The organism is Paenibacillus sp. LK1 (genome assembly GCF_002750415.1).
GTDB lineage: Bacteria > Bacillota > Bacilli > Paenibacillales > Paenibacillaceae > Paenibacillus > Paenibacillus taichungensis.
On the sequence record NZ_PEII01000004.1, the window covers coordinates 251,751 to 274,080 of the forward strand.

The window sequence follows — 22,330 nt, forward strand, 5'->3', positions numbered from 1 at the left end:
CCAATAGAAAATAGAAAAACGAGATTGATACAGCCTCATTGATGTTTTGTATTAATGCTGGCGAATTAGATCCGTAACAAATCCAGGTCAAACTCGGGAACAAGTCCTTCTTTCATCGCTCGTCCAAGCAACGCTGTAATTGCACCGTAACCGTCATCGCCCAGGTTGGCGCTGAACTCGTTAACGTACAGGCCAATATGCTGCGCAGTTACATCAGGGTCCATCTCTTGTGCATGTTCCATAACGTATGCTTTGGACTCATCCGGATGCGCCCAAGCGTATTCCACTGAGGCACGTGCCCAACCTGCAAGAGCGTGAGCATCCAGGTTACGACGGGCGATGATTGCACCCAGCGGGATTGGCAGGCCAGTGTCGCTTTCCCACCAGTTACCGAGATCTGTCATAAGTTTGAGATCATAATTCTGGTACGTGAAACGTGCTTCATGGATAACCAAACCTGCATCGATCTTGCCATCCCGTACAGCAGGCATAATCTGGTCGAATGGCATAACGACAATCTCGCCTACACCGCCGGGAACATTTTGTGCTGCCCAGAGACGGAATAACAGGTAGGCTGTTGAACGTTCGCTCGGCACGGCAACTCGGCGTCCCGAGAGATAGGCTGGATCGGTTGTACCGTTAGCGGTCAGAACCAGCGGACCGCATCCTCTGCCAAGTGCGCCGCCCGCAGGCAAGAGCGCATAATCATTCAGCACATAAGGCAGTGCTGCATAGGATATTTTCATAACTTCAGGTGTATCTGGTCCATCCGGATTTGCCGCAAGGCCGTTGGTAATATCGATGTCTGCATAACGGACATCAAGCTCAGGTGCACCAGGAATCAGTCCATGCACCCAGGCGTGAAAGATAAATGTATCGTTAGGACAAGGGGAAAATGCAATTTTCATGATGTAAGTACCTCCCGTAAAATGGAACTTGCAGCCTGGAGCGCATCCAGAGCATCCTTGATGCGCCAGGCGTCGCGGTCGCGTGGACCGACCGCGTTGGATATAGCCCGCAGTTCGAGTGCTGGCACGCCGAACTGCTGGGCTGCAGTTGCTACGCCGAAGCCTTCCATGCCTTCGGCGGAGGAATCCGGCACGCGGTGCAGCAGCTCCGCGGCCGTCTCGGCAGTTCCGGTCGCCGTGGATACGGTGACCGCCGTGCCTCCGCTGACAGCGAGCCCTGCCCGCTGCAGCTCATGGCGCAGGCGCGCGGCAAGCACTCCGTCCGCCGCCACACGGGACGAGCCGAAACCGAGCTCGTCCACGCTGAGGAAGCCGTCTGGCGTCTGCGAGCCCAGATCGGCGGCAACCATAGCGTCGGCCACCACGAGTGAGCCGACGTCCGCCCGGCCGGGGAACCCGCCGCCAATGCCGGCACTGACCACCAGCGTGTACGCTGGGGTCAGTCCGGTTCCGGCCAGGGGCCCCGGCCTTGAGGATGCGGCAGATGCTTGTGCCGCATCGGGTTCGCTTGGCGCGGCGGAGCCCTGCGCCAGCGCATTTGCGCCAGCCGCTGCTGAGGCAAAGGCCAGCGCGGCAGCGGTTCCTGCTGCGGCCGAGGCAGGGCCTACACCAGCAGCAATCACATCAAAGTGCGCAGCTTGGTCACCCAGGCCGCGCAGTACAGCCTCTTTTTCCGCATCAACTGCGGTTACGATTAATACACGTTGTGTCGAAGCTGTGGATGTCGAGTTTGTTTCAAAGCTACTTGACAAGGTTGTAGTTTCTGGGCGATTACGATCTATAGAATCATTCTTTTTCTGTTCATTCATCCCGAATTCTCCCTCATGAGGTTTTTATAAAGCCATCTATAAAATATGTACGCATAGGCCAGACGGAGTGACAACTGTACTGACACGAGCGAAGCGAGCACGTGAACCAGCGAACGAGCACAACGTTCTTCTCCATCATAACGGAAGGGGAAAGATCAGAACAAGCTTTGAACGTATTTAGCCGAATAAGTGATTTAACGAACAGCAGCTATCCGCCCGAACCAGTCTGAACCCTGAAATTACGCGTTTCATATAACAGAATAATCTATTTTCACCTGGCTATATGTCACTTTGATCATATATATAAACCTAACGCGAATCATATAAGAAGTCAAAGTAAATGGTTGACAATCTGTATGAACTGTATTAATAATAGTAGTACAGTTAATACACCTTAGTGTTGGATACATACACTTCAAAATACAGTCATCGTTCATCAATAGGGTATTACAACTTTTATAGAGAGGAGGTGCGGGATGTTCGAATTGGATGTACGCAGCCGTAAGGCGATCTATGAGCAACTAGTAGACAAAATCAAAGAAATGATCGTGTACGGTGTTCTCCAACCCGATGAGCAGTTGCCTTCCGTTCGCACACTGTCCGGGCAGCTTACGGTTAATCCGAATACGATTCAGAAGGCGTACCGGGAACTTGAACGTGAAGGTTATATCTATTCATTGCAGGGAAAAGGGAGCTTCGTATCATCGTCCGTGGAACATCCGAATGCAGCCATGAGAGATGAAATCAGAGCCGCTCTGGTGAAGCTGATTGCGGAAGCTTCATATTCCGGTTTGAGCAAAGCCGATATGACGCTTTTATTTGAGGAAGCGATGGCCCGTATAGAGAAGGGGGAGCCACATGATTGAGCTGAATCAGGTCATTAAGGCATTTGAACAGGAAAAAGCCGTTGATGGCGTCACGATGCAAGTACATAAGGGGGCGATCTACGGTTTGCTCGGTTCCAACGGGGCAGGCAAAACGTCGCTGCTCAAAATACTGGCAGGCATCTATCGTCAGGATAGCGGCACGGTTCGCATTGATGGACAAGAAATATATGAAAATATGGAGCTCAAGGGACGTACCATTTTTATGGCAGACGCGCCATACTTTTTCCCGCAATCGTCCATCCATCAGATGGCTGCCTTCTATCGTTCAGTTTATCCGCGCTGGAATGAGGAGCGTTTTGTACAGCTCGGCAGTGTATTTAAACTTGACGTGAAACGTAAACTGCATCGCATGTCCAAAGGCATGCGCCGTCAGGCAGCCGTATGGCTTGGACTTAGCTGTATGCCTGAAGTACTGCTCATGGATGAGCCAATTGATGGGCTTGATCCGGTCATGCGGCAGCAGATCAAAAATCTGCTGTTCCAGGAAGCAGCGGAGCGTCAGGTGACAATTCTGATCTCGTCTCATAATTTGCGCGAGATTGAAGACCTATGCGACCATGTTGCCATAATGCACAAAGGCCGGATTATTGTAGAGAAAGATCTGGATGATCTAAAGGCCGATACACATAAAATTCAGGTCGCTTTCCGTCATCCTGATCATGCCAAGGCTATGGACGAACAGGTGAATATTTTACATGAAGAGCAGCGTGGAAGTGTATCCCTGTTTATTGTGAAAGGCAATCGCGAGGTCGTGACGGAACAGTTCCGTGCATTTGACCCCTATCTGCTGGATGTGCTGCCGCTGACGCTGGAAGAAATATTTATCTATGAAATGGAGGATGCAGGATATGATATTCAACCGATTGTTCTGTAACCGGGGCATCCTGTTCCAAAATTTCAGGCAGCATGGATGGATCGGCATCTTGTACCTGATCACGTTGTTGTTTTCGCTACCGCTCCATATCGGTACAGAGTATCGGGATTTACCACAGCAAATTACGAGTTTGTTTCAGGCGAATGGAGAAGTACAAATTCTGTTTGCCATTACGTTCCCGGTAGCTGCGGGCATTTTTCTGTTCCGGTATGTGCAATCCGGTGCACCTTCAGATCTGTTCCACAGTTTGCCGCTGCGCCGCAAGCATCTGTTAACCGTTAATTTGTTGACAGGATTTATGATGATCTTGCTTCCGATCTGGATAACGACTGCCATTACAGGCTGGGTATGGGCAGCACTGGATCAGCCCGCATTTATATTCGAAGCTAGTTCAATCTGGATGTGGGGCCTCAGTATGAGCATCTACTCGCTGTTTATGTTCATGCTGACCGTGGTGGTTGGTATGTGCATTGGACAGTCCGTGTTGCAGGGACTCACCGTGTATGTGCTTCTATTGTTGCCTGTTGTTGTATGGTTCATTTTTTCCTTGCATCTTCAACATTACCTGCTTGGATATCCGTACGATGAGGTTGGGCGAAATGCAGAAAAAATATCTTTAGTTCTTCGCATGGCTTCGATTAGTGGAGCTCCTGTGATCGGTTGGGAACTCATTATTTATTCGATATTGACACTGTTATTCATCCCGTTGTCTTACGTATTCTATGCGAAGAGACAGGTGGAATCTGCTACCCAAGCGGTGACGTTTACGCTTGTGAAACCCATATTCCGATTTGGTTTAATGTTTACGCTGGTTTTAATTAGTGGAGCCTACTTCACCATTATTGCTCCAAGAGGATCATCGGGGTGGGGAATCTTCGGATATATCCTCGGTGGAATTGTCGGTTATATTGTTGCCGAGATGATTATTCGCAAGACGTGGTTGATCTGGAGCAGCAAGCTGCTGCCCAAGATGGCTTTATATGGTATTGTTGCCGGATTGATTCTGTACGTGCCTGTTGCCAGTTGGAATGGATATGCTGCACGAGTGCCTGAGTTGAACAAGGTCAACAGTATCAAGCTTGGTGGAGAGAGATACACTTATACTAACGGTGTTTCATCGAAGTTGGATGATGGCCCTTTCTATTCAAGTGATTCTGAATATATGAAAGCCGTTATTGCTCTTCATCAGAAGATCGTGGATTCTGATCTGTCTTTGCTGGATGATCCCATCAATCCTGGTATGCGTAATGACGAGTATGTATTTATTAATTACAAGCTGGATAACGGCAAGGTGATGAAACGCAAATATTACATTCCCGAAGCTGAGTTCCGTCAGGAATTAATGACTCTGAAACAGACCCAGGACTACAAAAGAGTTGCATTTGATACGTATAAGCTGGAAGAGGACGCGCTGAGTATTGGAATTCGCTCAACCATTAGTCCTTATCTGAAGGTATATATCAGTAATCCACAGCAAGTTCGTGAGTTCAAGGAATTGCTGAAGCAGGACATCATGGACCAGACATACGAGGAGCAACGTTCCCCGTGGCAGTCTTTTGCATTTGCGGAAATGAATCAGGAGTCTACATCGAATGATCCTTTTCAGCCTAAAGAGATGTGGAATTTTGAAATCAAACCAAGCTATGATCGGGTATTGGGTTGGCTGAAAGAAAACAAATTATACGAACAACTGGAATTTTCAGTAGATGAGGTGGCTTCCGCGCAGTTTGTGAAGCAAGAGGTCAACAGTCCTGGGAATCCACAGTTGCTCTATCCTCAGTCAGAGTATGTGGACGGGAATGCTACTGGCAATAAACAGATCGCAACCAAAAACAAAAAAATTATCAGCCAACTGCTCAAACGTCAACGGTCCGGTTATCAAACAGAGAGAGATACCATCTATCAGATCAAGTTGAATGTTACCCAGGGCGAGAACATCTACATGATCCTGAAAGAAGAAGACCTGACACAAGAAATGAAAGCCATCCTGGCCGGACAGTAAGATAATCTGCAAGCGGGAAGGGTTCTCCCGGTAAATATGCTGATTTCTCTATCTGACTTGACCAGATACAACACATGGAATATATTAGAAAAAGGTAGTGGTTCGATTCGAGATGATGACCATTTCGGCGAATCCCATATGGAACGGCTTATGAGGGAAGCACCCGTAAGAGCAGGCAATACGCCTGACTTGCGGGTGCTTTTTTTGTTTTTTGCCAGTTTGTATATCAGGGATCGTAATTGAATCACCGCACAGATACTCCAGCAGGTTCTAACTATCAATTCATATGGAAGGGAGCAGAAGAGAATGCAAACTGGAATTTTGGAGGACAATGCAAGTCATCAGGTGGGTCTTTGTTCATGTTCAGTGCAAGCCAGGCAAAGTCGCATAATTGAGGGAAATGATGACAAACAAAAGACTATGAGTCAATCCTCTATGAGGAGCATGAAGAATCCCAGTTTCATGAGCAACATGAGCAACCGATACGGGGCACGCCCAAACCTTCGAGCTAACGTTTGGACCCGTATGAGCCTGGGACTCATCATCATCTTCAGTATCAGTGTGATTTACTATTCCTCCGCTGCTGAAGCGGCGGGTCCTGAGCTTGGCGTAACAGCCCAGAAGGCGTGGGAGACCGTGCTGAGCAAGGCCGATTCGCAGACCAAGTTGTCCCTGCAACGAGCGTACGAGAACGTTGGCAACTGGACGACTCAGGAACAAGCTTGGGAACAAAAGACAAAGACCATTCATGCCGCCAATACCAAGGAGCTGGAACAATTACGTGTGAGTATAAGGCAAATCGATGATGCAAAGATCGCTGGTTTAATCGAAAAGGTAAAACAAACCGAGGCACGGTATGAGTCTTTGTTTGCCTTGTACAGTTCAGTGAATAGGCAGCTCGATGCTGCCAAAGCGATCAAAAACAAGGAATGGAGTGCGGCTATTCGCACCCAAGCGGATACGTTGAAACCAGTTGTTCAGCTTGCCCGACAAGACATTCGTTTCAAGAAAAAGGAGCTTGCCGAAGCACGCAAACGAAAGAGCACAGAAGTGAAACGCTTGCGTACTTTACTGGCTGGAGCTGATCCGGTGAAGAAGCAGATTCAAACGGGCAAAAAACAGGCGAGCCTATCGAAAGAGCGATATTCAAACGCGTTGCAGCAGTTTAAACAGAGTACAAAACTAGGCCAGTCATCACGCGTATTAAGCTCGTTGAACTCCTTATCCGCAGCAGCGGAGAAATGGGCAGGCTCCAAACAACATATCTATACACTGGAACAGAAGGTAAGTGCTACCTATGCCAAAGTCAGACAGGAACTGACCAAGAGACCTAAATAAAAGCGAGCTACATTATCCTTTTTGCCGCTACCGAGAAATAACAGTATAGTCGATGAGAAGACAGGACTGTGGTACACTCGAAGCAAACGAGGCGGCAGGAGGATATGAATGGCAGACAAAGAAGATTTGACCCGATTCGGTGTGGCATTTCCCACGCCTCTGATCGAACAGTTTGACAGATATATTGAAGAGCAGGGATACAAGAACCGTTCGGAAGCTTTTCGTGATTTGGTCCGTAAAACATTGCTGGAGCCCTCTGCATTGCATTCCGAGCAGGATGTAGCTGGAACCATTGTGATGGTGTATGACCACCATATCAGTGATCTTCCTATTCGATTAATGGAGCTGCAGCACGAGGCGCACCATGACATCATCTCCAATATGCATGTGCACCTAAACCATGATCAGTGTCTGGAGGTCATTGCGGTACGGGGCAACCTAGGACGATTGCGTCATCTGCATCAGCAGATCCAGGTTCAAAAAGGAGTACTGTATGCAGAGCTGTCAGTAACGTATGTGGATGAGCTCAACAAAATGGCAAGCCACCACAGTCCTCACAATCATGATCACAGCCAAAATTAATAATCATCACCATCATCCTGATTCCTCAACGGATTAACTTTTAAAAATTCAATAACCGATTCATTGGCTTTAGCCCACTTTGTCCATAGCACGTATTTAGAACAGCAGATTATTGGTCCAATACCGATAATCTGTTGTTTTTTTGTGTTGTTATAATACCTGACTCCAATCAGGGTGTCGTCTATTTATACCTCTATTAATCTCATTTAAATTCCCTGTAAATGAAAATAAATGGATTTTGAAGTTAAGTTTGTTGACACAATAAATCTATTTTGTGCTACAATTTTCAAAAAAAGTAACACAGAATTGGATTGAATCGTAAAAGTTAGAGGGGGAACAACGTAAATGCGTGGATTTTCATGGGGGAAACGATCAGTTAGAGCGGGAGTAGGCATTTTACTGATATGCACAGTTGGGTTGTCAGGATGTACACAGGGGACATCTTCAACAGAGAGCGTCCATCAGGCGGCGACTTCTCTTCCCAAAGACGAATTGGTGCTGGCCGTTGGCACGGAACCGGAAGGTGGATTTGATCCCACTACGGGCTGGGGGCAGTATGGTTCGCCGCTCTTTCAGAGCACTTTGCTGAAAAGGGATGCCAAGCTCCAACTGGTCAATGATCTGGCGACAGAGCATTTCGTCAGTGAAGATGGGATGACTTGGACCGTCACACTCCGAGATGATGTAAAGTTCTCTGATGGTGAGTCACTGACGGCTGAAGATGTCAGATTTACGTTTGAAACGGCTGCCAAGAGCGGTTCGGTCATTGATCTTACCAATATGGCTGATGTGGAAGCACCGGATTCAATAACTGTCGTCTTTACATTGAAGTCGCCGCAGTCCACGTTTATCAGTCTTCTGACTACACTCGGTATTGTGCCTGAGCACGCCTATGGTCCTGATTATGCCGAGCATCCGGTTGGGTCTGGTCCATACAAGCTGGTGCAGTGGGATAAGGGTCAGCAGGCGATCGTCGAGGCTAACGAACAATATTACGGGAAAAAGTCCACATTCCATAAACTGACGTTCCTCTATCTGGATGAGGATGCAGCCTTTGCAGCGGCGCAAGCCGGAACAGTCGATATTGCGGCTATCCCGGCGGCATTCAGCAAGCAGCAGGTAAGCGGCATGAAGCTGGAATCAGTGAAAACAGTCGATAACCGGGGCATCATGTTCCCGATGCAACCCACAGGAGCTAAGTCTGGTGACGGCCTGCCGGCAGGCAATGATGTTACATCCGATATCTCCATTCGAAAAGCGGTAAATGTCGCGATTGATCGCACTGCATTGGTGGAGGGGGTACTGGAGGGGCAAGGTCGTCCAGCCTACTCGGTCAGCGACGACCTGCCGTGGAGCAATCCGGATTCTGTTTTTGCAGATGGGAATCCCGATGAAGCGAAGCAGATTCTGGCTGATGGCGGCTGGGTGGATACAAATGGTGATGGAATTGTAGAAAAGAACGGCACAAAGGCCGAGTTCAATCTGATTTATTTTGCAGGGGATCTAACGAGACAATCTTTAGCGCTGGCTGCTGCGGATATGGTGGCCCAGGCAGGGATCAAGGTCAATGTAGAGGGAAAGAGCAGGGAAGAGACGAAAAAGCTAGCCTATACTAATGCCGTATTATTTGGGTGGGGAAGTCATGATCCGCTTGAGACATACAACCTCTACAGTAGTACCCATAAAGGGGAGGGTTACTACAACACTGGATTGTACAGTAACCCAACTGTGGACAACTGGATGCAACAAGCTCTCCAAGCGACAACGGAAGAAGAAGCACTGCCCTTCTGGCAGAAAGCGGAGTGGGATGGATCGACAGGATTTAGTTACCAAGGCGATGCGCCATGGGCATGGCTGGTGAACATTGATCATCTGTATTTGGTCAAGAATGGTTTAAATATAGGTGAACAGCAGATCCATCCACATGGTCATGGGTGGCCTGTGACATCCAACCTGGAAGAATGGTCCTGGGAGGAAGAATTGAAATAGAAACGCTGCGGTAGCTTTAGCCTAAATTGGGGAGAGATTGGATGGAGGACAGGATGGGATGGGCCAGATTTGTCGGATTTAAAATGCTGCGGCTGTTATCTTTGCTGGCAGGAGTCAGCGTGGTGTCTTTTATATTAATGCAGTTCTCTCCAGTGGACCCGGTGGAGGCTTACATTGGTGGAGATATGATCAGGGTGAGCGCAGAACAACGCAGTCTTATTGAAGAACGTTGGGGACTCAATGATTCACCCGTAGAACGGCTGTTTTCTTGGGGGCAGGCACTAGTTCAGGGTGATCTGGGAACATCGATGATCTATAGACAGCCGGTTGCGGACATCATCCAGGAACGATTCATGAATTCTGTCGCTCTTATGGCGGTGGCATGGGTGTTATCCGGTCTGATTGGATTCGGTCTGGGTGTCGCTGCTGCCATGAGGCGGGATTCGCGGCTGGATCGTCTGATCTGTTGGTACTGTTACACACTGGCTTCCACACCGGTATTCTGGATTGCGCTGTTACTGCTCATGGTATTCGGAGTATGGCTTGGCTGGCTGCCAATCGGACTTGGTGTACCTGCGGGCATGGCAGCAGATCAAGTGACATGGGGAGATCGGGCCATGCACATGATTCTGCCTGCGCTGACGTTGAGTCTGACGGGCGTAGCCGCTATTGCCTTACATACCCGGCAGAAGCTCGTGGATGTGCTGGACTCCGATTATATTCTTTTTGCGAGGGCACGAGGTGGGAGAGGTCTTCAACTGTTTCGTCGTCATGGGTTCAGACATGTGGTACTGCCAGCTTTGACGCTGCAATTTGCTTCATTTAGTGAATTGTTCGGTGGAGCTGTGCTTGCGGAGCAAGTGTTTTCCTATCCCGGATTGGGGCAAGCAACAGTCCAGGCTGGATTACGCGGTGATGTGCCGCTGCTGCTGGGACTTGTGCTGTGCAGTGCGATATTTGTGTTTACAGGCAATATGCTGGCCGATATTCTGTACCGTATCATTGATCCGCGCATGAAGGAGGAGGCTATAGGATGAAACAGACATTAGAACGTCCCTCCCGGCCTGCGGCTCAGACTGCACAGCATCTGAAAGTTAACTCTCCCAAAAGTGAGGCGGGGAACAAGAGAAATTGGAGGCCAGTACATCCACGTATTCATGGTGGGAAAGGTTATTCAGGTGGCGGTATTCCTCGTTTTCGTAATCCGCGCAAATGGGCGATAATCTGGGGTGGCCTAGGTGTGATCTGGATTGCCACCGTGTGGCTGACAGGCAGACTGCTTCCCGCAGAATCGACGCTGACCTCATTAATGGATCGGAATCTGGCTCCAGCCTGGGCACATCCTTTCGGTACGGATTGGCTAGGACGAGATATGTTCTTGCGCACATTGAAAGGATTGGCAACGAGCATTCAGGTGGGATTACTGGCGGCTTGTGGCGGCGGACTTATCGCACTTTTGCTGGGTCTTGCAGCTGCTTCAGGGAAAGCTGTGGACCGGGTCATTTCATGGATCATAGACCTCTTTCTGAGTGTTCCCCACTTGGTGTCGCTGGTAATGCTAGCATTTGTGTTCGGTGGAGGGTTGCCTGGGGTGACGTTAGCCATTGCCCTGACTCATTGGCCGAATCTGGCCCGGATTGTAAGGGCAGAGATGATTCAGCTGAGATCAGCAGAGTATATTCACATCTCACGCAGATTGGGTCATTCGCGAATTCGTATTGCGGTGCAACACATGCTGCCTCATCTGATCCCGCAGCTATTCGTGGGAGTGCTGCTGATCTTCCCTCATGCCATTCTGCATGAGGCAGCGATTACGTTTCTGGGGCTGGGGCTGTCACCGCAGCAGCCAGCGATCGGTATTATTTTATCAGAGTCGATGAGATATTTGTCCGCAGGGATGTGGTGGTTGGCCTTTTTCCCAGGTCTCGCATTGTTGTTGGTTGTTCGTGCGTTTGATGTGTTGGGGGGCAGTCTGAAGACATTAACGGGAACCGGCAGTTCAAGGGAGGTGGTGTAGACATGGCGCTTCTTGAAGTGGAGGAAGTATCGGTTTCGTTCCGGCGTGCTCGGGGATGGTTTGGGCACGAGGAGACCCAAGTTATTCAGGATCTGAATCTGTCTGTCAATGAAGGGGAGATTGTCGCTGTCGTAGGGGCAAGTGGATCAGGCAAAAGTGTGTTGGCGCAGGCAATCATGGGCATTCTTCCTGCCAATGCGACGATAGAAGGCCGGATTAGCTATGCAGGCGAACCCTTGACCATGGACCGGAAGCTTCATCTGCGTGGAGATAAAATGGTGTACATTCCCCAATCGGTCAGTTATTTGGATCCGTTGTTGAAGGTGGGCAGGCAGGTTCAACCTGTAAGCCAAAAGACAGGGCGTAAGCACCGATCGACGCTCCGATCCACGATGAAAAAGGCAGAGCAGGAACTGACGGGACGTTATTTATTGCCTCAGGGCACGTCGGGCAAATATCCGTTTGAGCTGTCAGGTGGCATGGCTCGGCGGGTGTTGATGGCAACGGCCACCTCCGGTGATCCGAAGCTCATTATTGCAGATGAGCCCACACCTGGCATTCATCCCGAAGTGCTGGCTGAAACGATGAAGCAATTTCGACAACTGGCCAATGAAGGCGTCGGCATCCTTTGGATTACCCATGATATTACGACTGCTTTGACGGCAGCAGACCGCATATCCGTATTTTACGCAGGCTCCAATGTGGAGACGGCGCAGGTTTGTGATTTTACGGGAAAGGGCGAAAGATTAAGACATCCATACACGAAGGCGCTCTGGAATGCATTGCCGCAAAATGATTTTCAACATCTGTCTGGTACCCAGCCTGCAGCAGGTCGGCAGCAGGTAGAAGGATGCTCATTTGCACCACGCTGCATTGGAGCGACGATGGCTTGCACGAACGAACGTCCTGAGCTGCGCAAAGTTCGTGGTGGGGAAGTGAGGTGCGTTCATGCCACTTGAAGCTAGAAAGACAGGGTATCGTTATGGTAAAGACGCTTGGGTACTTCAGGATATAAATATGAAAATACAGCAGGGGGAGGTCGTTGGCTTGTGGGGGCCCAGTGGGTGTGGAAAAACAAGTCTTGGGCGTATCCTTGCAGGGTATGTGGAACCGTTGGCAGGTCAAGTGCTGCTGGATGGGAAACCGCTGCCCAAAACCGGGGCCTGTCCGGTCCAACTTGTATTCCAGCATCCGGAGAAAGCGGTGAATCCACGCTGGCGAATGCGCCGTGTCTTGAAGGAAGCCATGATCGAGGATCAGGAGCTGCTCAATGACTTGGGTATCCAGACGAATTGGCTGGATCGAAGGCCCGGTGAGTTGTCAGGCGGAGAATTGCAACGATTCTGCGTTGCACGTGCACTCGGCACAGCAACTTGTTACGTGATCGCTGATGAGATGACCACCATGCTGGATGCGATCACACAGGCACAGATCTGGCATACCGTGATGAATATCGCGTGTCAGCGCAACCTGGGACTGTTGATCATCAGCCATGATCGGGAGTTACTGGACAGGTTATGCGATCGGATTGTGCAGATGCCAACTTCATAGCTTATGGTGTATAAACCGTTTTACAATATAAAAGGGGTGTCCGAGTAGTCCATCATGAACATTAATCATGGATTTGACTACAGGGACAGCCCCTTTTGCAATTTTACCGAACTCAGCGCTTAAATGAAACGAGCGCGAGTTATTAGACGAAATTCTAGTTTCGTTGTTGGAACGAATTGAAGACACCTTATGCCTGATTCGTTAGCGTCTTTAATTTACTTTAACGTATTTCAACTTACTTGGTCGACAGCCTGCCCATTAACACAGACAATCTGCGCATGGCTTCTTCCACTGTTGAACGTGGGCAGGCTACATTCATTCGCATGAATCCTGTGCCTTCTGCTCCGAAGATACTTCCATCATTAAAGGCGAGTCCCGCTTCCTTAAGCAGCATCGTACACAGCTGTGCATGCGGAATATTCAGCTTCCGGAAATCCATCCACAGCAGGTAAGTCGCTTCTGGAAGCCGGATTCCGATTTGCGGCATATGCTCTGCGACATACTCCTGCACGTATTCCATATTTCCGCGGATATAGGCAAGACAGTCATCCAGCCATTCTTCAGCACCGTTGTAGGCCGCTTCGGATGCAACTGCTCCCAACGTGCTGATGTTGGCAAGTCCCATCGTTTTCACGCCCTGCATGAATGATTCCCGCAGCTTGGCATTTGGAATGATGATATTGGAGGTGCAGAGACCTGGAATGTTGAACGTTTTGCTTGGTGCTGTACAGATGATGCTGAGTTCAGCGACAGCTTCAGAAATAAGGGCCAACGGATTATGCGCGCCACGTTGGTGTACCAGATCGGCATGAATCTCATCCGAAACGATAATTACATTATATTGCACGCAGAGTGCAGCAAGGTTTTGAAGTTCTTCATGAGTCCATACCCGTCCAACCGGGTTGTGAGGACTGCACAGAATTAACATTTTGACCCGACCCGTCTTGAGGCAGGATTCCAGATGTTCCAAATCCATGGAGTAATGTCCATCGTTCTCCACCAACGGATTGGTCATCAGTTCTCTGCCTTGACCACGTACCACATCATAGAAGGGTGCATATACCGGAGTCTGAATTACTACTGCATCTCCCGGTTGGGTGAACCGTTGTACAGCAATACTGAGTGCAGGCACAATACCTGGGGTGAATACAACCCATTCATCGTTAATGCTCCAGTTGTGACGTCGCTCCATCCATCCCGATAGCGCTGCATGATACGCATCTGTTCGCACTGTATAACCAAAAATCCCATGTTCCATTCGAGTCTTCAACGCCTGAATGACCGATGGTGGAGCGGCGAAATCCATATCAGCAACCCACATGGGGAGTGCATCTGCAACACCAAAGATCTCCTCAAGCGCATCCCATTTCTCTGATCCCGTGGAGAGCCGATTAATCGGCTCGTCAAATGTATGATTATTGTTCTTGCTCATTGCTTAAATCCCCCTTGAAATCCGTTCCTTCGACTACAATCGACAGATTATTATCTAATAAATTTGGTGATTTCGCAACTTGTAACCGCCAGATGGATTCCAGCTTATATAGAGCTGCATCAAGGAATATATTCATGTAATAACAATGATTCGAGCGTGCGTAAAACAAAATAATGAAACGACTAATTTTGTGCGCCGCTGGTCCTGTTTTCCTCTTAAATCATGTACAAGCTCTCACCAGATGGTATTATGATTCCAACCTTTGGTTTAACAACGAAGCAGCAACCGTACATATATTTTCGGTAATAAAACAATCAGGAGGTATTTCGGATGAAAAATAAAAAGTGGATTTTAACCGCTGGTGTCTTCGGCATGGTACTAACGGGATCAGCGGGGGTATATGCAGGAACACAATTGGAAACCATCAAGGCTTATTTAAACCATGGGTTAGGTATTGAAGTGAATGGACAGAAGTTCACACCGACAGGTGACAAGGGCAAGAATCTCGCCTCCATTACGTATCAAGGCAGTACTTACTGCCGGTTCGTTCCATTGCAGATGCGTTGAACACGGAAATAACGTATGATTCGAAAACCAATAAAGTAAGCATTGGTTCCACAAGCTCCTCCAGTGGGTCCAGTTCCACAAGCAACAGTGGTTCGACTTCAACAGCATCAACAGATAAAAACAATCAGGCTGAAATTGTGAAGGCCAAGTATTTACCAGCTGATTTACCTTTACCAACGGATGCCAAGATAATTAGCCTGATAGAGTCTAGTGTAGACGGCGGCAAGAACAAAATCATCTTTACATATACAACAAAAGAAACGCTGCTCGCGGTAGGGGCATCTTACAAAAGTTATTACCAGAACAAAGACCTGACTCAATACAGCAAAGACGTACAGGGTGAAGGATTCAGCATTATTGCCCGTAAAAAAGAAAAATTTGCCGTATCCATTACTGGTTCCATTTCCACAACCGACAAGGACATTAACGAAATAACTGTTGTATGGGAAGATGAATAAGAAAGCGTGACAACAAGTACTCGTAGCCATGCTTTGATAAAAATAAACATGGGATAGGAACGTAGAACGCAGTATCTACCCTGTTTCCAAACGTCCAAACAGTAAAAACCACCAGAGAAGGTCAGGATATGACCGATTCTACTGGTGTTTTTTTGCTGATCCTGAATTCTTCTCGCTCAGGCAGACATGAAGAGCAGGAGGAAGAATATTTATTTATTATTTCATAAATGTGATCTTATGATGGCGTTACAAGTGTTCGTTAAACCATCCGGCAATATGCTCCAGACGACGTACCCTTAAGTGCGGGTGACCTCCACGGGACAGCTCGTGATTGGCTCCCGGGAAACGAACGAACCGAGTGGTCTGTTTGCGCCGCTTCAAGGCAACATACAGTTGTTCAGCCTGTTCAATCGGACAACGCAGATCCTGCTCACCATGCAAAATCAGCAGCGGCGTGCTGACATTACCCACATATGCAAGCGGGGAGTGTTTCCATAACTTCTCGGTGTCATCCCATGCATTACCGCCAATCTGGTCTTCCGTGAAAAAGAATCCAATATCACTGACTCCGTAGAACGAGAGCCAGTTAGAGATGGAGCGCTGAGTGACGGCTGCCTTGAAACGGTCAGTATGTCCAACAATCCAGTTGGTCATAAAGCCACCATAGCTGCCGCCAGTGACGCCCAGACGGGACTCGTCGATAAACGAATATCGGGACAACGCATAATCCATGGCTTCCATCAGATCACGATAATCCCCGCCGCCATAGTCACCCCGGCAGGCATTCACGAATTGCTGCCCGTATCCGAGCCCACCTCTTGGATTGATATATACAACAGCATAGCCCTGTGCTGCGAGGATCTGGAACTCATGCATAAATGTAAAGCCATACATCATATGTGGACCGCCATGAATCTCAAGGATAGTTGGGACTTTGACCCCTTCCACCATGCCAGCCGGTTTGAGCATCCAGCCTTGCAGTCGCAGGCCATCAGAGGAATCGAACCAGAAGGTCTCCGGTGTGCTAAGTTGGATTTCTTCATCCAGTTGAGGATTGCTATGGGTCAATTGTATAGGCTCGGCCCCAACTTCATCAGGTTGGGTATACAGAAAGAGATCACCAGGATGAAGTGCGTCTGCTACGCCTGCCACAATCTGTCCATTTTCCAGCTCAGCAAATTGATAGAACTCTTTCTCGTCCGGCAAGATGTATTCGGCATGACTGCCGTCCCGTGCAAATCGAGCAATCCGAACGCTACCTTCAATAGTAGCAAGACAGAGAATGGATGAACCATCACGACTGAATACCGGGCCCGTATTAGTCAGGTGTGAACGCATATCACCAACGAGGCTGTGATTGATCTGGACATCCCAATCCTTGCTCAGACATACGGGTTGGCCGCCCGAGATCGGAAGGGTATAGAGCTTGACCAACGTAGCATTTCCATAGGAGCGGTCGCTAGCAAGCAGTGCAAGGGATTGTCCATCAGGTGCGTACGTCAGCCGGCCAAAAGAGTATCCTTCTGGGGTCAACTGCTGCACGTCAGATCCGTCAGCCTTAGCGCGATACACATGGTTCGTCAGGGTGTAATCGTTATGCTCCTCGCCCTCTTCCGGAAACTGAGCGATCCAGGCAATGGACTCTCCATCCGTCGACCACGCATAATCCCCAACGTCATAATGGCCTGTAGTTACAGGGATCGCTTCTCCGCCTTCGATTGGAACACGGAAGAGATGGGTTCGTCGACCGTTCCACAGTCCGCCGCTGTCAGATTTCATTCGAATTCGATCCACGACAAGTTCTTGCGGCAGTTTTTTATCTATGTCTTCCGTTTCATCTTCGTCTTTTTTACTCATGTCCACAGATGACTTAACAAGCAAATTGAGCCCATCTGGTGACCAGAGCAGGGAGCTGACGCCATGCTTCAAATGACTGATTTGCTGTGCTTCTCCACCATCTGAGGCGATCAGCCACACTTGTGTTTTGCCTTCATGCTCTCGTAAAAAAGCAAGCTGTGAACCATCCGGCGACCAAGCAGGAGCGTGATCCTTATCCCCAGATGTGAAAGGTCTTTCCTTCTGGTTCTCCAGGTTAATGAGTCTCAGGTGAGAAGAATAACCGTCTCGTGCTTCATTTGTTTTCCGACTTACATATACCAATTGTCCGCCCTGAGGAGACGGAGTTGGATCATTAACCCATGTAATCTGAAAAAGATCTTCCGATGTTATGCCGCGCAGACTCTTCATTGTTTGTCCTCCCACCACGATTCAGATTGTTTTAATTTCCTAACCTTTCCATTTATATTAACGGAAAGCATGAGGCAGGACAACACGATTCTAACGAACGTACTCCTATTTCTTAACAATATCGCCTGGGCCCGAAAGGAATTATTGGAAGCATGACGAATCCTAATGTTGAATAGTCATGAAATAGACGAAAAGCTGTCTGAAAATGATGTTTAATGTCAGTTGAATCTGTTTAATGAACAATGCTATTTAAGTATATTTGGTAATCCAGCTCATTTAATGAGCTGTACCCCTTTTATATAGATCATTCTTGTCTCAGTCACCATGAAGGAGGAGCATCACTTTGTCCACATCCTATGATCAACAGCACGTGGAATACCCGAGCCGGAAACGAATGGCATGGCTTACAGTAGGGGCGGCACTTTTTGTAGCAGCCGGATTTTTTTTGATGTTTGATGATTCTTCAGCCAAGGGATCTGCCATTTCTTCCGTTATAGGCTTGTTCTCCATTTTATTTTTTGGGCTTTGTCTCTGCTACAGCCTGGTGAAGATGATTAAGAAGGAACCTTCCTTTGTTGTCGATGAACATGGGTTTGTGGATTCATCTTCTTACACATCAGGAGGGTTAATTGCCTGGAAAGATGTTGAGAATATTTTTATGTATGAATTCATGGGACAGAAGATGATTGGGGTTAAATTGTGGGACGAGAAAGCGTTTCTGGATCGTCAGAATGGGATGAAGCGCAAATTAATGACGGTAAATAGCAGCATGGTCGATGCTACGGTAAGCATTGCCCAGAGCAGCCTCACGTTACCACTGGATCAGTTGTATATCATGATGGTGGAGCGTTGGAAGCGATCGAATGAAAGGGCGAGTGAAGGGAGTAGCTTTGATCTGTTTAATAATCAATAGATAGGAAGAAGAGTATTCTCAGATTGGAGGAGTACAGATGCAACAAGGAAATCAGATGCGTACGATCCAGCTACCCGATGGGACAACATTACCTGCAATCGGACAGGGAACATGGTACATGGGTGAGAAACAATCCAGTCGGAGAGAAGAAGTTCAGGCACTGCGTCATGGTATTGAACGTGGAATGACAGTAATAGATACGGCTGAGATGTATGCTGAAGGCGGGGCGGAAGAGGTCACTGGTGAAGCGATAAAAGACTGTCGCGATGATGTATTTCTGGTATCCAAGGTATATCCTCACCATGCGGATCGGAAGCAGATGATTACCGCTTGTGAGCGCAGCCTTTCGCGTTTGGGTACAGATCGCTTGGATCTGTACTTGCTGCACTGGCGTGGAGGTGTGCCGTTGGAAGAGACGGTTGAAGCTCTGGAACAGTTGAAACAATCAGGCAAAATTCTGCGCTGGGGTGTCTCGAATCTGGATACAGAGGACATGCAGGAGCTCTGGAACGTTCCAAGTGGTCAGCATTGTGCAGTGAATCAGGTGCTGTATCATGCAGCTTCTCGTGGTATAGAATACGAGCTTCTTCCCTGGTTGAGGGAACGCCGTATTCCTGTGATGGCATATTGTCCACTGGCCCAGGGAGGAAGGCTTCGTAAAGAGTTACTGGAGCATTCAGTCATCCGTGAGATTGCTAAGGATCGAGGAGTCAGTCCTTCGCAAATTGCGTTATCCTGGGTTATTAGGGATGGAGACATACTGGCGATCCCGAAAGCTGTACAGCTGAATCATGTTGCAGAAAATGCTGCGGCGATGGATGTTATTTTGACCCAAGATGAAATGGTTCGGTTGAATGAGGCATTCCCTGCACCTAAGGGCAAAGTGCCTTTGGATATCGTATAGAAAACTTCTTGTCAGACCGATTACATCATACAATGAACGAAGTTGAAAGAATCAAGAGTAATAAGAGCAGATCTGAGGATCTGTTCTTTTTTTTGCATTTGAAGCCATTTTAAATAAATGGGCTTTACAACAACAAATCACTAGTGTACTATGTAACTAACACACAGATACAGAGAGGAGCGAGGACATTGTGAGCATCGAATTTGACAACAACTTGCCAATCTACCTGCAGATTATGCAGTACATCAAAAGACAGATTGTGACCGGAACACTTAAGGCAGGCGATAAAATTCCTTCGGTTCGTGAGCTCGCGGCCGAATTACAGATCAATCCCAATACAGTACAGCGAACATTTCAGGAGTTGGAGCGGGAAGAAGTGGTTGAAACCAAGCGAGGTCTGGGTCGATACGTGACAAGTGAGGAGTCGAAAATTATGACGATCAAAAAAGAGATGGCTGGTGAATTGCTGGAGCGTTTTCTGACAGGAATGCAGGAACTGGGCATCGAAGAACAGGATATCGTAAATATCGTGGCGGATGCCGTTGCAGAGGGAAAGCAATCACTGCATCGTGATGGAAGAGGAGGAACAGGGAATGAGTAATATTCTTGAGCTGAACCATGTGAGCAAAACGTATGGCGGCAAGAAAGCACTTCATGACATCACGCTTGATATCGCACCAGGCCGAATTGTAGGTCTGCTGGGCAGTAACGGCAGCGGTAAAAGTACTTTGATGAAGCTGGTTGCAGGGCTTCTGCACCCCAGTAGTGGAGATGTTCGTGTTACGGGAAAAGCGGTAGGTTTGGAAACGAAGTCGCTGGTATCCTTTATGCCGGACCGCCCATTAACCGAGAGTTGGATGAAGGTACGGGACGCGATTGCGTATTACCGCGATTTCTACGCTGATTTTGATCAAGAGAAAGCGAGAGAGATGCTTGATTTCATGAAGCTTGGAGAGGGAGATAAGGTAAGACATCTGTCGAAAGGCATGAATGAACGACTGCAATTAACACTGGCTCTTTCCCGTAAAGCTCGTCTTTATCTGCTCGATGAACCGATTGGCGGGGTAGACCCGGTTGCACGTGGCAAAATTCTGGATGCGATTGTGAAGTTCTATGACGAAGACAGCAGTCTGATCATCTCTACACATCTCGTAACGGATATTGAACGAATTTTTGATGAAGTGATCTTCATCCGTGAAGGGGAATTGGTAATGCGGGAAGAAGTGGAGACACTGCGTCTCAAGTACGGTAAAAGTGTGGATGAAATGTTCAAGGAGGTCTATGCGGAATGATGACACTGCTGAAGTATGACTTTAGAAGGAATTGGAATACATTGTTGGCTGGGCTAGCCGTATTGATTATCGTTCAGATTGGGCTGGCATTGTTTTTTTCTGAAGTAACAGGGAGTGTTGTAGGTGTCATTGCATATGTCGGAGCAGGTGTGGCTATTTATGTGAAAATGATCAAGACATACCGATCCAATATCCGTTCGTTCAACCGCCGTCTTGTGCCGGTAACAGGGCTGTCTCACGTCTTGTCTCCGATCATATTCGGAACACTCTGCTGGCTGGGCTTAATGGTTGTTGCTGCCATTCACTACTTTATTTACAGTACAACGCATACAGGGATTAACTTTACCAGCTACATTAACGATTCGGGTATTCATCTTTCGGAGATTCTCAATGTGTTGCTGTTTCTCTGGTGGGTGGCTATGTTCAGTATCATAATCATCTTTCTCTCCATTTCTATCGGAGGCAGCTTCCGCTTTAAAACAGGACCGTGGATTAGTATTGTCGCATTTTTCGTACTAGTCAATGTCATTAGCTGGCTGGAGAATATCATCTTCTCGGGTCGTTTTAATTCGAACGAATTATTTCATTTCACTGAAGAAAGCACAGCGCTCTCCTTTACGTCCAATCGGATTACATGGTCAGATGGAACATGGGCCAGTATTATTTTTGAAATCATCGTGGCTGTGATTTTGGTTGGTGTTGCTGTGTATCTGAATAATAAAAAAGTTGAAGTTTAAGATAAGATTCTGTCAGCTGCAATTTAGCTGGCAGATTTTTTTATTTGAAGCAATTCCCAGTTCTTATACGTAAATAGGGATATATGTCGTTTTACAATATGGGAGAAGGTTTATTTCTTGTGAGGGAGGAATTCCATGGAACTCTATTTCAGAGATAATTTCTTTAATGCAGGGTACACCGAGATTATGAACCATGAACAGGAACAGGCAGGTCATCTCGATTTGAAAAGTGCCTTTGGTTCATCGCTTGATGTATTCGATAACTCGGGACTCATTTGCAGTGGTAAATTCCGCATGTTTAGTAACCGTTGGGATGTGACCTCAGCCGATGGAAGGGAGTGGGGTGTCTTACGGGCGAGGTTCAGCTTTTTCAGTAAGAAGTATGAGTACGATGCAGGACCGCGTGGTGTGTATGATGTCTCCGCGCCGGCGTTTTCACATGATTATGATATCACCGGGATGGGCGGTAAAGTTGTGGCAAGCTTCAGGCGTACAAGTGGCTGGTTCGGTTCAGGCGCATTTGTGTTAGACAACCAATCAGAACATCTGGACACGTATGAATTGATAGCGGTTGTGATGGGTGTGCATGCGATTAATAAAAGAAGGAACTCGGCTGCCGGTAGTGGCGCGTAGAGAAAACATATGAACAAAGAGGCTGTCCCTCAGGTCGTTAGTATAACGGGGGACAGCCCTTTTTGTATTATATTATTCTAATGAAACGAACACACCCTATTTGTCCCCCTATGCATAAGTTGGACGTTTA

The 22,330-nt window shown here is 47.9% G+C and carries 22 protein-coding genes; 18 read left to right on the forward strand and 4 right to left on the reverse strand.

Annotation, left to right across the window (positions count from 1 at the left end; translation table 11 throughout):
* Positions 1–65 precede the first annotated feature (65 nt).
* Both CS562_RS10935 and CS562_RS10940 read right to left on the reverse strand, forming a co-directional pair.
* Positions 66–908, reverse strand: coding sequence for a 1,4-dihydroxy-6-naphtoate synthase (locus CS562_RS10935; protein ID WP_063568235.1), 843 nt, complete (start codon positions 906–908; stop codon positions 66–68).
* Entirely contained in the window at positions 905–1,777 is an 873-nt protein-coding gene (locus CS562_RS10940) for a futalosine hydrolase (RefSeq protein WP_180287097.1), read from the reverse strand. The genes CS562_RS10935 and CS562_RS10940 overlap by 4 nt, the downstream gene beginning before the upstream one ends.
* A 476-nt stretch (positions 1,778–2,253) precedes the next feature.
* On the opposite strand from CS562_RS10940, the gene CS562_RS10945 reads away from it, so the two are divergent.
* The 10 genes from CS562_RS10945 (at position 2,254) to CS562_RS10990 (ending at position 13,017) form a co-directional block, all read left to right on the forward strand.
* Positions 2,254–2,643: a GntR family transcriptional regulator gene (locus CS562_RS10945; RefSeq protein WP_053783970.1), complete on the forward strand. Its 390-nt coding sequence runs from the start codon at positions 2,254–2,256 to the stop codon at positions 2,641–2,643.
* Positions 2,636–3,538, forward strand: a complete 903-nt coding sequence (locus tag CS562_RS10950; protein ID WP_099855620.1) for an ABC transporter ATP-binding protein — start codon at positions 2,636–2,638, stop codon at positions 3,536–3,538. Before CS562_RS10945 ends, CS562_RS10950 begins: the two co-directional genes overlap by 8 nt.
* Positions 3,513–5,540, forward strand: coding sequence for a hypothetical protein (locus CS562_RS10955; protein WP_099855622.1), 2,028 nt, complete (start codon positions 3,513–3,515; stop codon positions 5,538–5,540). The genes CS562_RS10950 and CS562_RS10955 overlap by 26 nt, the downstream gene beginning before the upstream one ends.
* A 444-nt stretch (positions 5,541–5,984) precedes the next feature.
* The gene (locus CS562_RS10960; RefSeq protein ID WP_180287098.1) at positions 5,985–6,878 is read left to right on the forward strand and encodes a hypothetical protein; all 894 of its coding nucleotides are present in this window, start codon (positions 5,985–5,987) and stop codon (positions 6,876–6,878) included.
* A 108-nt stretch (positions 6,879–6,986) separates the two neighbouring features.
* Positions 6,987–7,460 (forward strand): nickel-responsive transcriptional regulator NikR, encoded by a 474-nt coding sequence (nikR, locus tag CS562_RS10965; RefSeq protein WP_076290249.1) that lies wholly within the window; start codon positions 6,987–6,989, stop codon positions 7,458–7,460.
* Positions 7,461–7,805: 345 nt separating this feature from the next.
* Entirely contained in the window at positions 7,806–9,449 is a 1,644-nt protein-coding gene (locus tag CS562_RS10970) for an ABC transporter substrate-binding protein (RefSeq protein ID WP_099855627.1), read from the forward strand.
* 41 nt (positions 9,450–9,490) lie between these two features.
* Positions 9,491–10,486, forward strand: coding sequence for an ABC transporter permease (locus CS562_RS10975; protein ID WP_099855629.1), 996 nt, complete (start codon positions 9,491–9,493; stop codon positions 10,484–10,486).
* Positions 10,483–11,466 (forward strand): ABC transporter permease, encoded by a 984-nt coding sequence (locus CS562_RS10980; RefSeq protein WP_257219453.1) that lies wholly within the window; start codon positions 10,483–10,485, stop codon positions 11,464–11,466. Before CS562_RS10975 ends, CS562_RS10980 begins: the two co-directional genes overlap by 4 nt.
* Positions 11,467–11,468: 2 nt before the next feature.
* Complete coding sequence (locus tag CS562_RS10985; RefSeq protein ID WP_099855631.1) at positions 11,469–12,425, forward strand: oligopeptide/dipeptide ABC transporter ATP-binding protein; 957 nt, start codon at positions 11,469–11,471, stop codon at positions 12,423–12,425.
* The gene (locus CS562_RS10990) at positions 12,415–13,017 is read left to right on the forward strand and encodes an ABC transporter ATP-binding protein (RefSeq protein ID WP_099855634.1); all 603 of its coding nucleotides are present in this window, start codon (positions 12,415–12,417) and stop codon (positions 13,015–13,017) included. Before CS562_RS10985 ends, CS562_RS10990 begins: the two co-directional genes overlap by 11 nt.
* A gap of 235 nt (positions 13,018–13,252) precedes the next feature.
* Here the strand turns inward: CS562_RS10990 and CS562_RS10995 are convergent, their stop codons facing one another.
* The gene (locus CS562_RS10995) at positions 13,253–14,449 is read right to left on the reverse strand and encodes a MalY/PatB family protein (RefSeq protein WP_099855636.1); all 1,197 of its coding nucleotides are present in this window, start codon (positions 14,447–14,449) and stop codon (positions 13,253–13,255) included.
* Positions 14,450–14,779: 330 nt separating this feature from the next.
* On the opposite strand from CS562_RS10995, the gene CS562_RS11000 reads away from it, so the two are divergent.
* On the forward strand, positions 14,780–15,016 hold the full coding sequence (locus tag CS562_RS11000; protein WP_099855638.1) for a hypothetical protein: 237 nt from the start codon (positions 14,780–14,782) through the stop codon (positions 15,014–15,016).
* A complete protein-coding gene (locus tag CS562_RS11005) occupies positions 15,013–15,474 on the forward strand; it encodes a hypothetical protein (RefSeq protein WP_099855640.1) in 462 nt (153 codons plus the stop codon). The genes CS562_RS11000 and CS562_RS11005 overlap by 4 nt, the downstream gene beginning before the upstream one ends.
* A 246-nt stretch (positions 15,475–15,720) precedes the next feature.
* Here the strand turns inward: CS562_RS11005 and CS562_RS11010 are convergent, their stop codons facing one another.
* Positions 15,721–17,721: a S9 family peptidase gene (locus CS562_RS11010; RefSeq protein WP_099855642.1), complete on the reverse strand. Its 2,001-nt coding sequence runs from the start codon at positions 17,719–17,721 to the stop codon at positions 15,721–15,723.
* Positions 17,722–18,064: 343 nt separating this feature from the next.
* Here CS562_RS11010 and CS562_RS11015 point away from each other — a divergent pair, with 343 nt between their 5' ends.
* The 6 genes from CS562_RS11015 to CS562_RS11040 all read left to right on the forward strand — a co-directional run bounded on the left by CS562_RS11015 (position 18,065) and on the right by CS562_RS11040 (position 22,200).
* A complete protein-coding gene (locus tag CS562_RS11015) occupies positions 18,065–18,634 on the forward strand; it encodes an STM3941 family protein (RefSeq protein WP_083678977.1) in 570 nt (189 codons plus the stop codon).
* A gap of 37 nt (positions 18,635–18,671) precedes the next feature.
* Positions 18,672–19,538, forward strand: a complete 867-nt coding sequence (locus tag CS562_RS11020) for an aldo/keto reductase (protein WP_099855644.1) — start codon at positions 18,672–18,674, stop codon at positions 19,536–19,538.
* Between the two features lie 190 nt (positions 19,539–19,728).
* Positions 19,729–20,139 carry a GntR family transcriptional regulator gene (locus CS562_RS11025; protein ID WP_063567685.1) on the forward strand — a complete coding sequence of 137 codons (411 nt, stop codon included), beginning with the start codon at positions 19,729–19,731 and terminating at the stop codon, positions 20,137–20,139.
* A complete protein-coding gene (locus CS562_RS11030) occupies positions 20,132–20,830 on the forward strand; it encodes an ABC transporter ATP-binding protein (protein WP_063567684.1) in 699 nt (232 codons plus the stop codon). The genes CS562_RS11025 and CS562_RS11030 overlap by 8 nt, the downstream gene beginning before the upstream one ends.
* On the forward strand, positions 20,827–21,567 hold the full coding sequence (locus CS562_RS11035) for a hypothetical protein (protein WP_099855646.1): 741 nt from the start codon (positions 20,827–20,829) through the stop codon (positions 21,565–21,567). The genes CS562_RS11030 and CS562_RS11035 overlap by 4 nt, the downstream gene beginning before the upstream one ends.
* Before the next feature lie 135 nt (positions 21,568–21,702).
* Positions 21,703–22,200, forward strand: a complete 498-nt coding sequence (locus CS562_RS11040; RefSeq protein ID WP_076290238.1) for an LURP-one-related family protein — start codon at positions 21,703–21,705, stop codon at positions 22,198–22,200.
* Positions 22,201–22,330 lie beyond the last annotated feature (130 nt).

Coding starts and splice junctions, on each gene's coding strand:
- CS562_RS10935 (WP_063568235.1), bottom strand. CDS start 908: ATGAAAATTGCATTTTCCCCTTGTCCTAACGATACATTTATCTTTCAC.
- CS562_RS10940 (WP_180287097.1), bottom strand. CDS start 1,777: ATGAATGAACAGAAAAAGAATGATTCTATAGATCGTAATCGCCCAGAA.
- CS562_RS10945 (WP_053783970.1), top strand. CDS start 2,254: ATGTTCGAATTGGATGTACGCAGCCGTAAGGCGATCTATGAGCAACTA.
- CS562_RS10950 (WP_099855620.1), top strand. CDS start 2,636: ATGATTGAGCTGAATCAGGTCATTAAGGCATTTGAACAGGAAAAAGCC.
- CS562_RS10955 (WP_099855622.1), top strand. CDS start 3,513: ATGATATTCAACCGATTGTTCTGTAACCGGGGCATCCTGTTCCAAAAT.
- CS562_RS10960 (WP_180287098.1), top strand. CDS start 5,985: ATGAAGAATCCCAGTTTCATGAGCAACATGAGCAACCGATACGGGGCA.
- nikR (WP_076290249.1), top strand. CDS start 6,987: ATGGCAGACAAAGAAGATTTGACCCGATTCGGTGTGGCATTTCCCACG.
- CS562_RS10970 (WP_099855627.1), top strand. CDS start 7,806: ATGCGTGGATTTTCATGGGGGAAACGATCAGTTAGAGCGGGAGTAGGC.
- CS562_RS10975 (WP_099855629.1), top strand. CDS start 9,491: ATGGAGGACAGGATGGGATGGGCCAGATTTGTCGGATTTAAAATGCTG.
- CS562_RS10980 (WP_257219453.1), top strand. CDS start 10,483: ATGAAACAGACATTAGAACGTCCCTCCCGGCCTGCGGCTCAGACTGCA.
- CS562_RS10985 (WP_099855631.1), top strand. CDS start 11,469: ATGGCGCTTCTTGAAGTGGAGGAAGTATCGGTTTCGTTCCGGCGTGCT.
- CS562_RS10990 (WP_099855634.1), top strand. CDS start 12,415: ATGCCACTTGAAGCTAGAAAGACAGGGTATCGTTATGGTAAAGACGCT.
- CS562_RS10995 (WP_099855636.1), bottom strand. CDS start 14,449: ATGAGCAAGAACAATAATCATACATTTGACGAGCCGATTAATCGGCTC.
- CS562_RS11000 (WP_099855638.1), top strand. CDS start 14,780: ATGAAAAATAAAAAGTGGATTTTAACCGCTGGTGTCTTCGGCATGGTA.
- CS562_RS11010 (WP_099855642.1), bottom strand. CDS start 17,721: ATGAAGAGTCTGCGCGGCATAACATCGGAAGATCTTTTTCAGATTACA.
- CS562_RS11020 (WP_099855644.1), top strand. CDS start 18,672: ATGCAACAAGGAAATCAGATGCGTACGATCCAGCTACCCGATGGGACA.
- CS562_RS11030 (WP_063567684.1), top strand. CDS start 20,132: ATGAGTAATATTCTTGAGCTGAACCATGTGAGCAAAACGTATGGCGGC.
- CS562_RS11035 (WP_099855646.1), top strand. CDS start 20,827: ATGATGACACTGCTGAAGTATGACTTTAGAAGGAATTGGAATACATTG.
- CS562_RS11040 (WP_076290238.1), top strand. CDS start 21,703: ATGGAACTCTATTTCAGAGATAATTTCTTTAATGCAGGGTACACCGAG.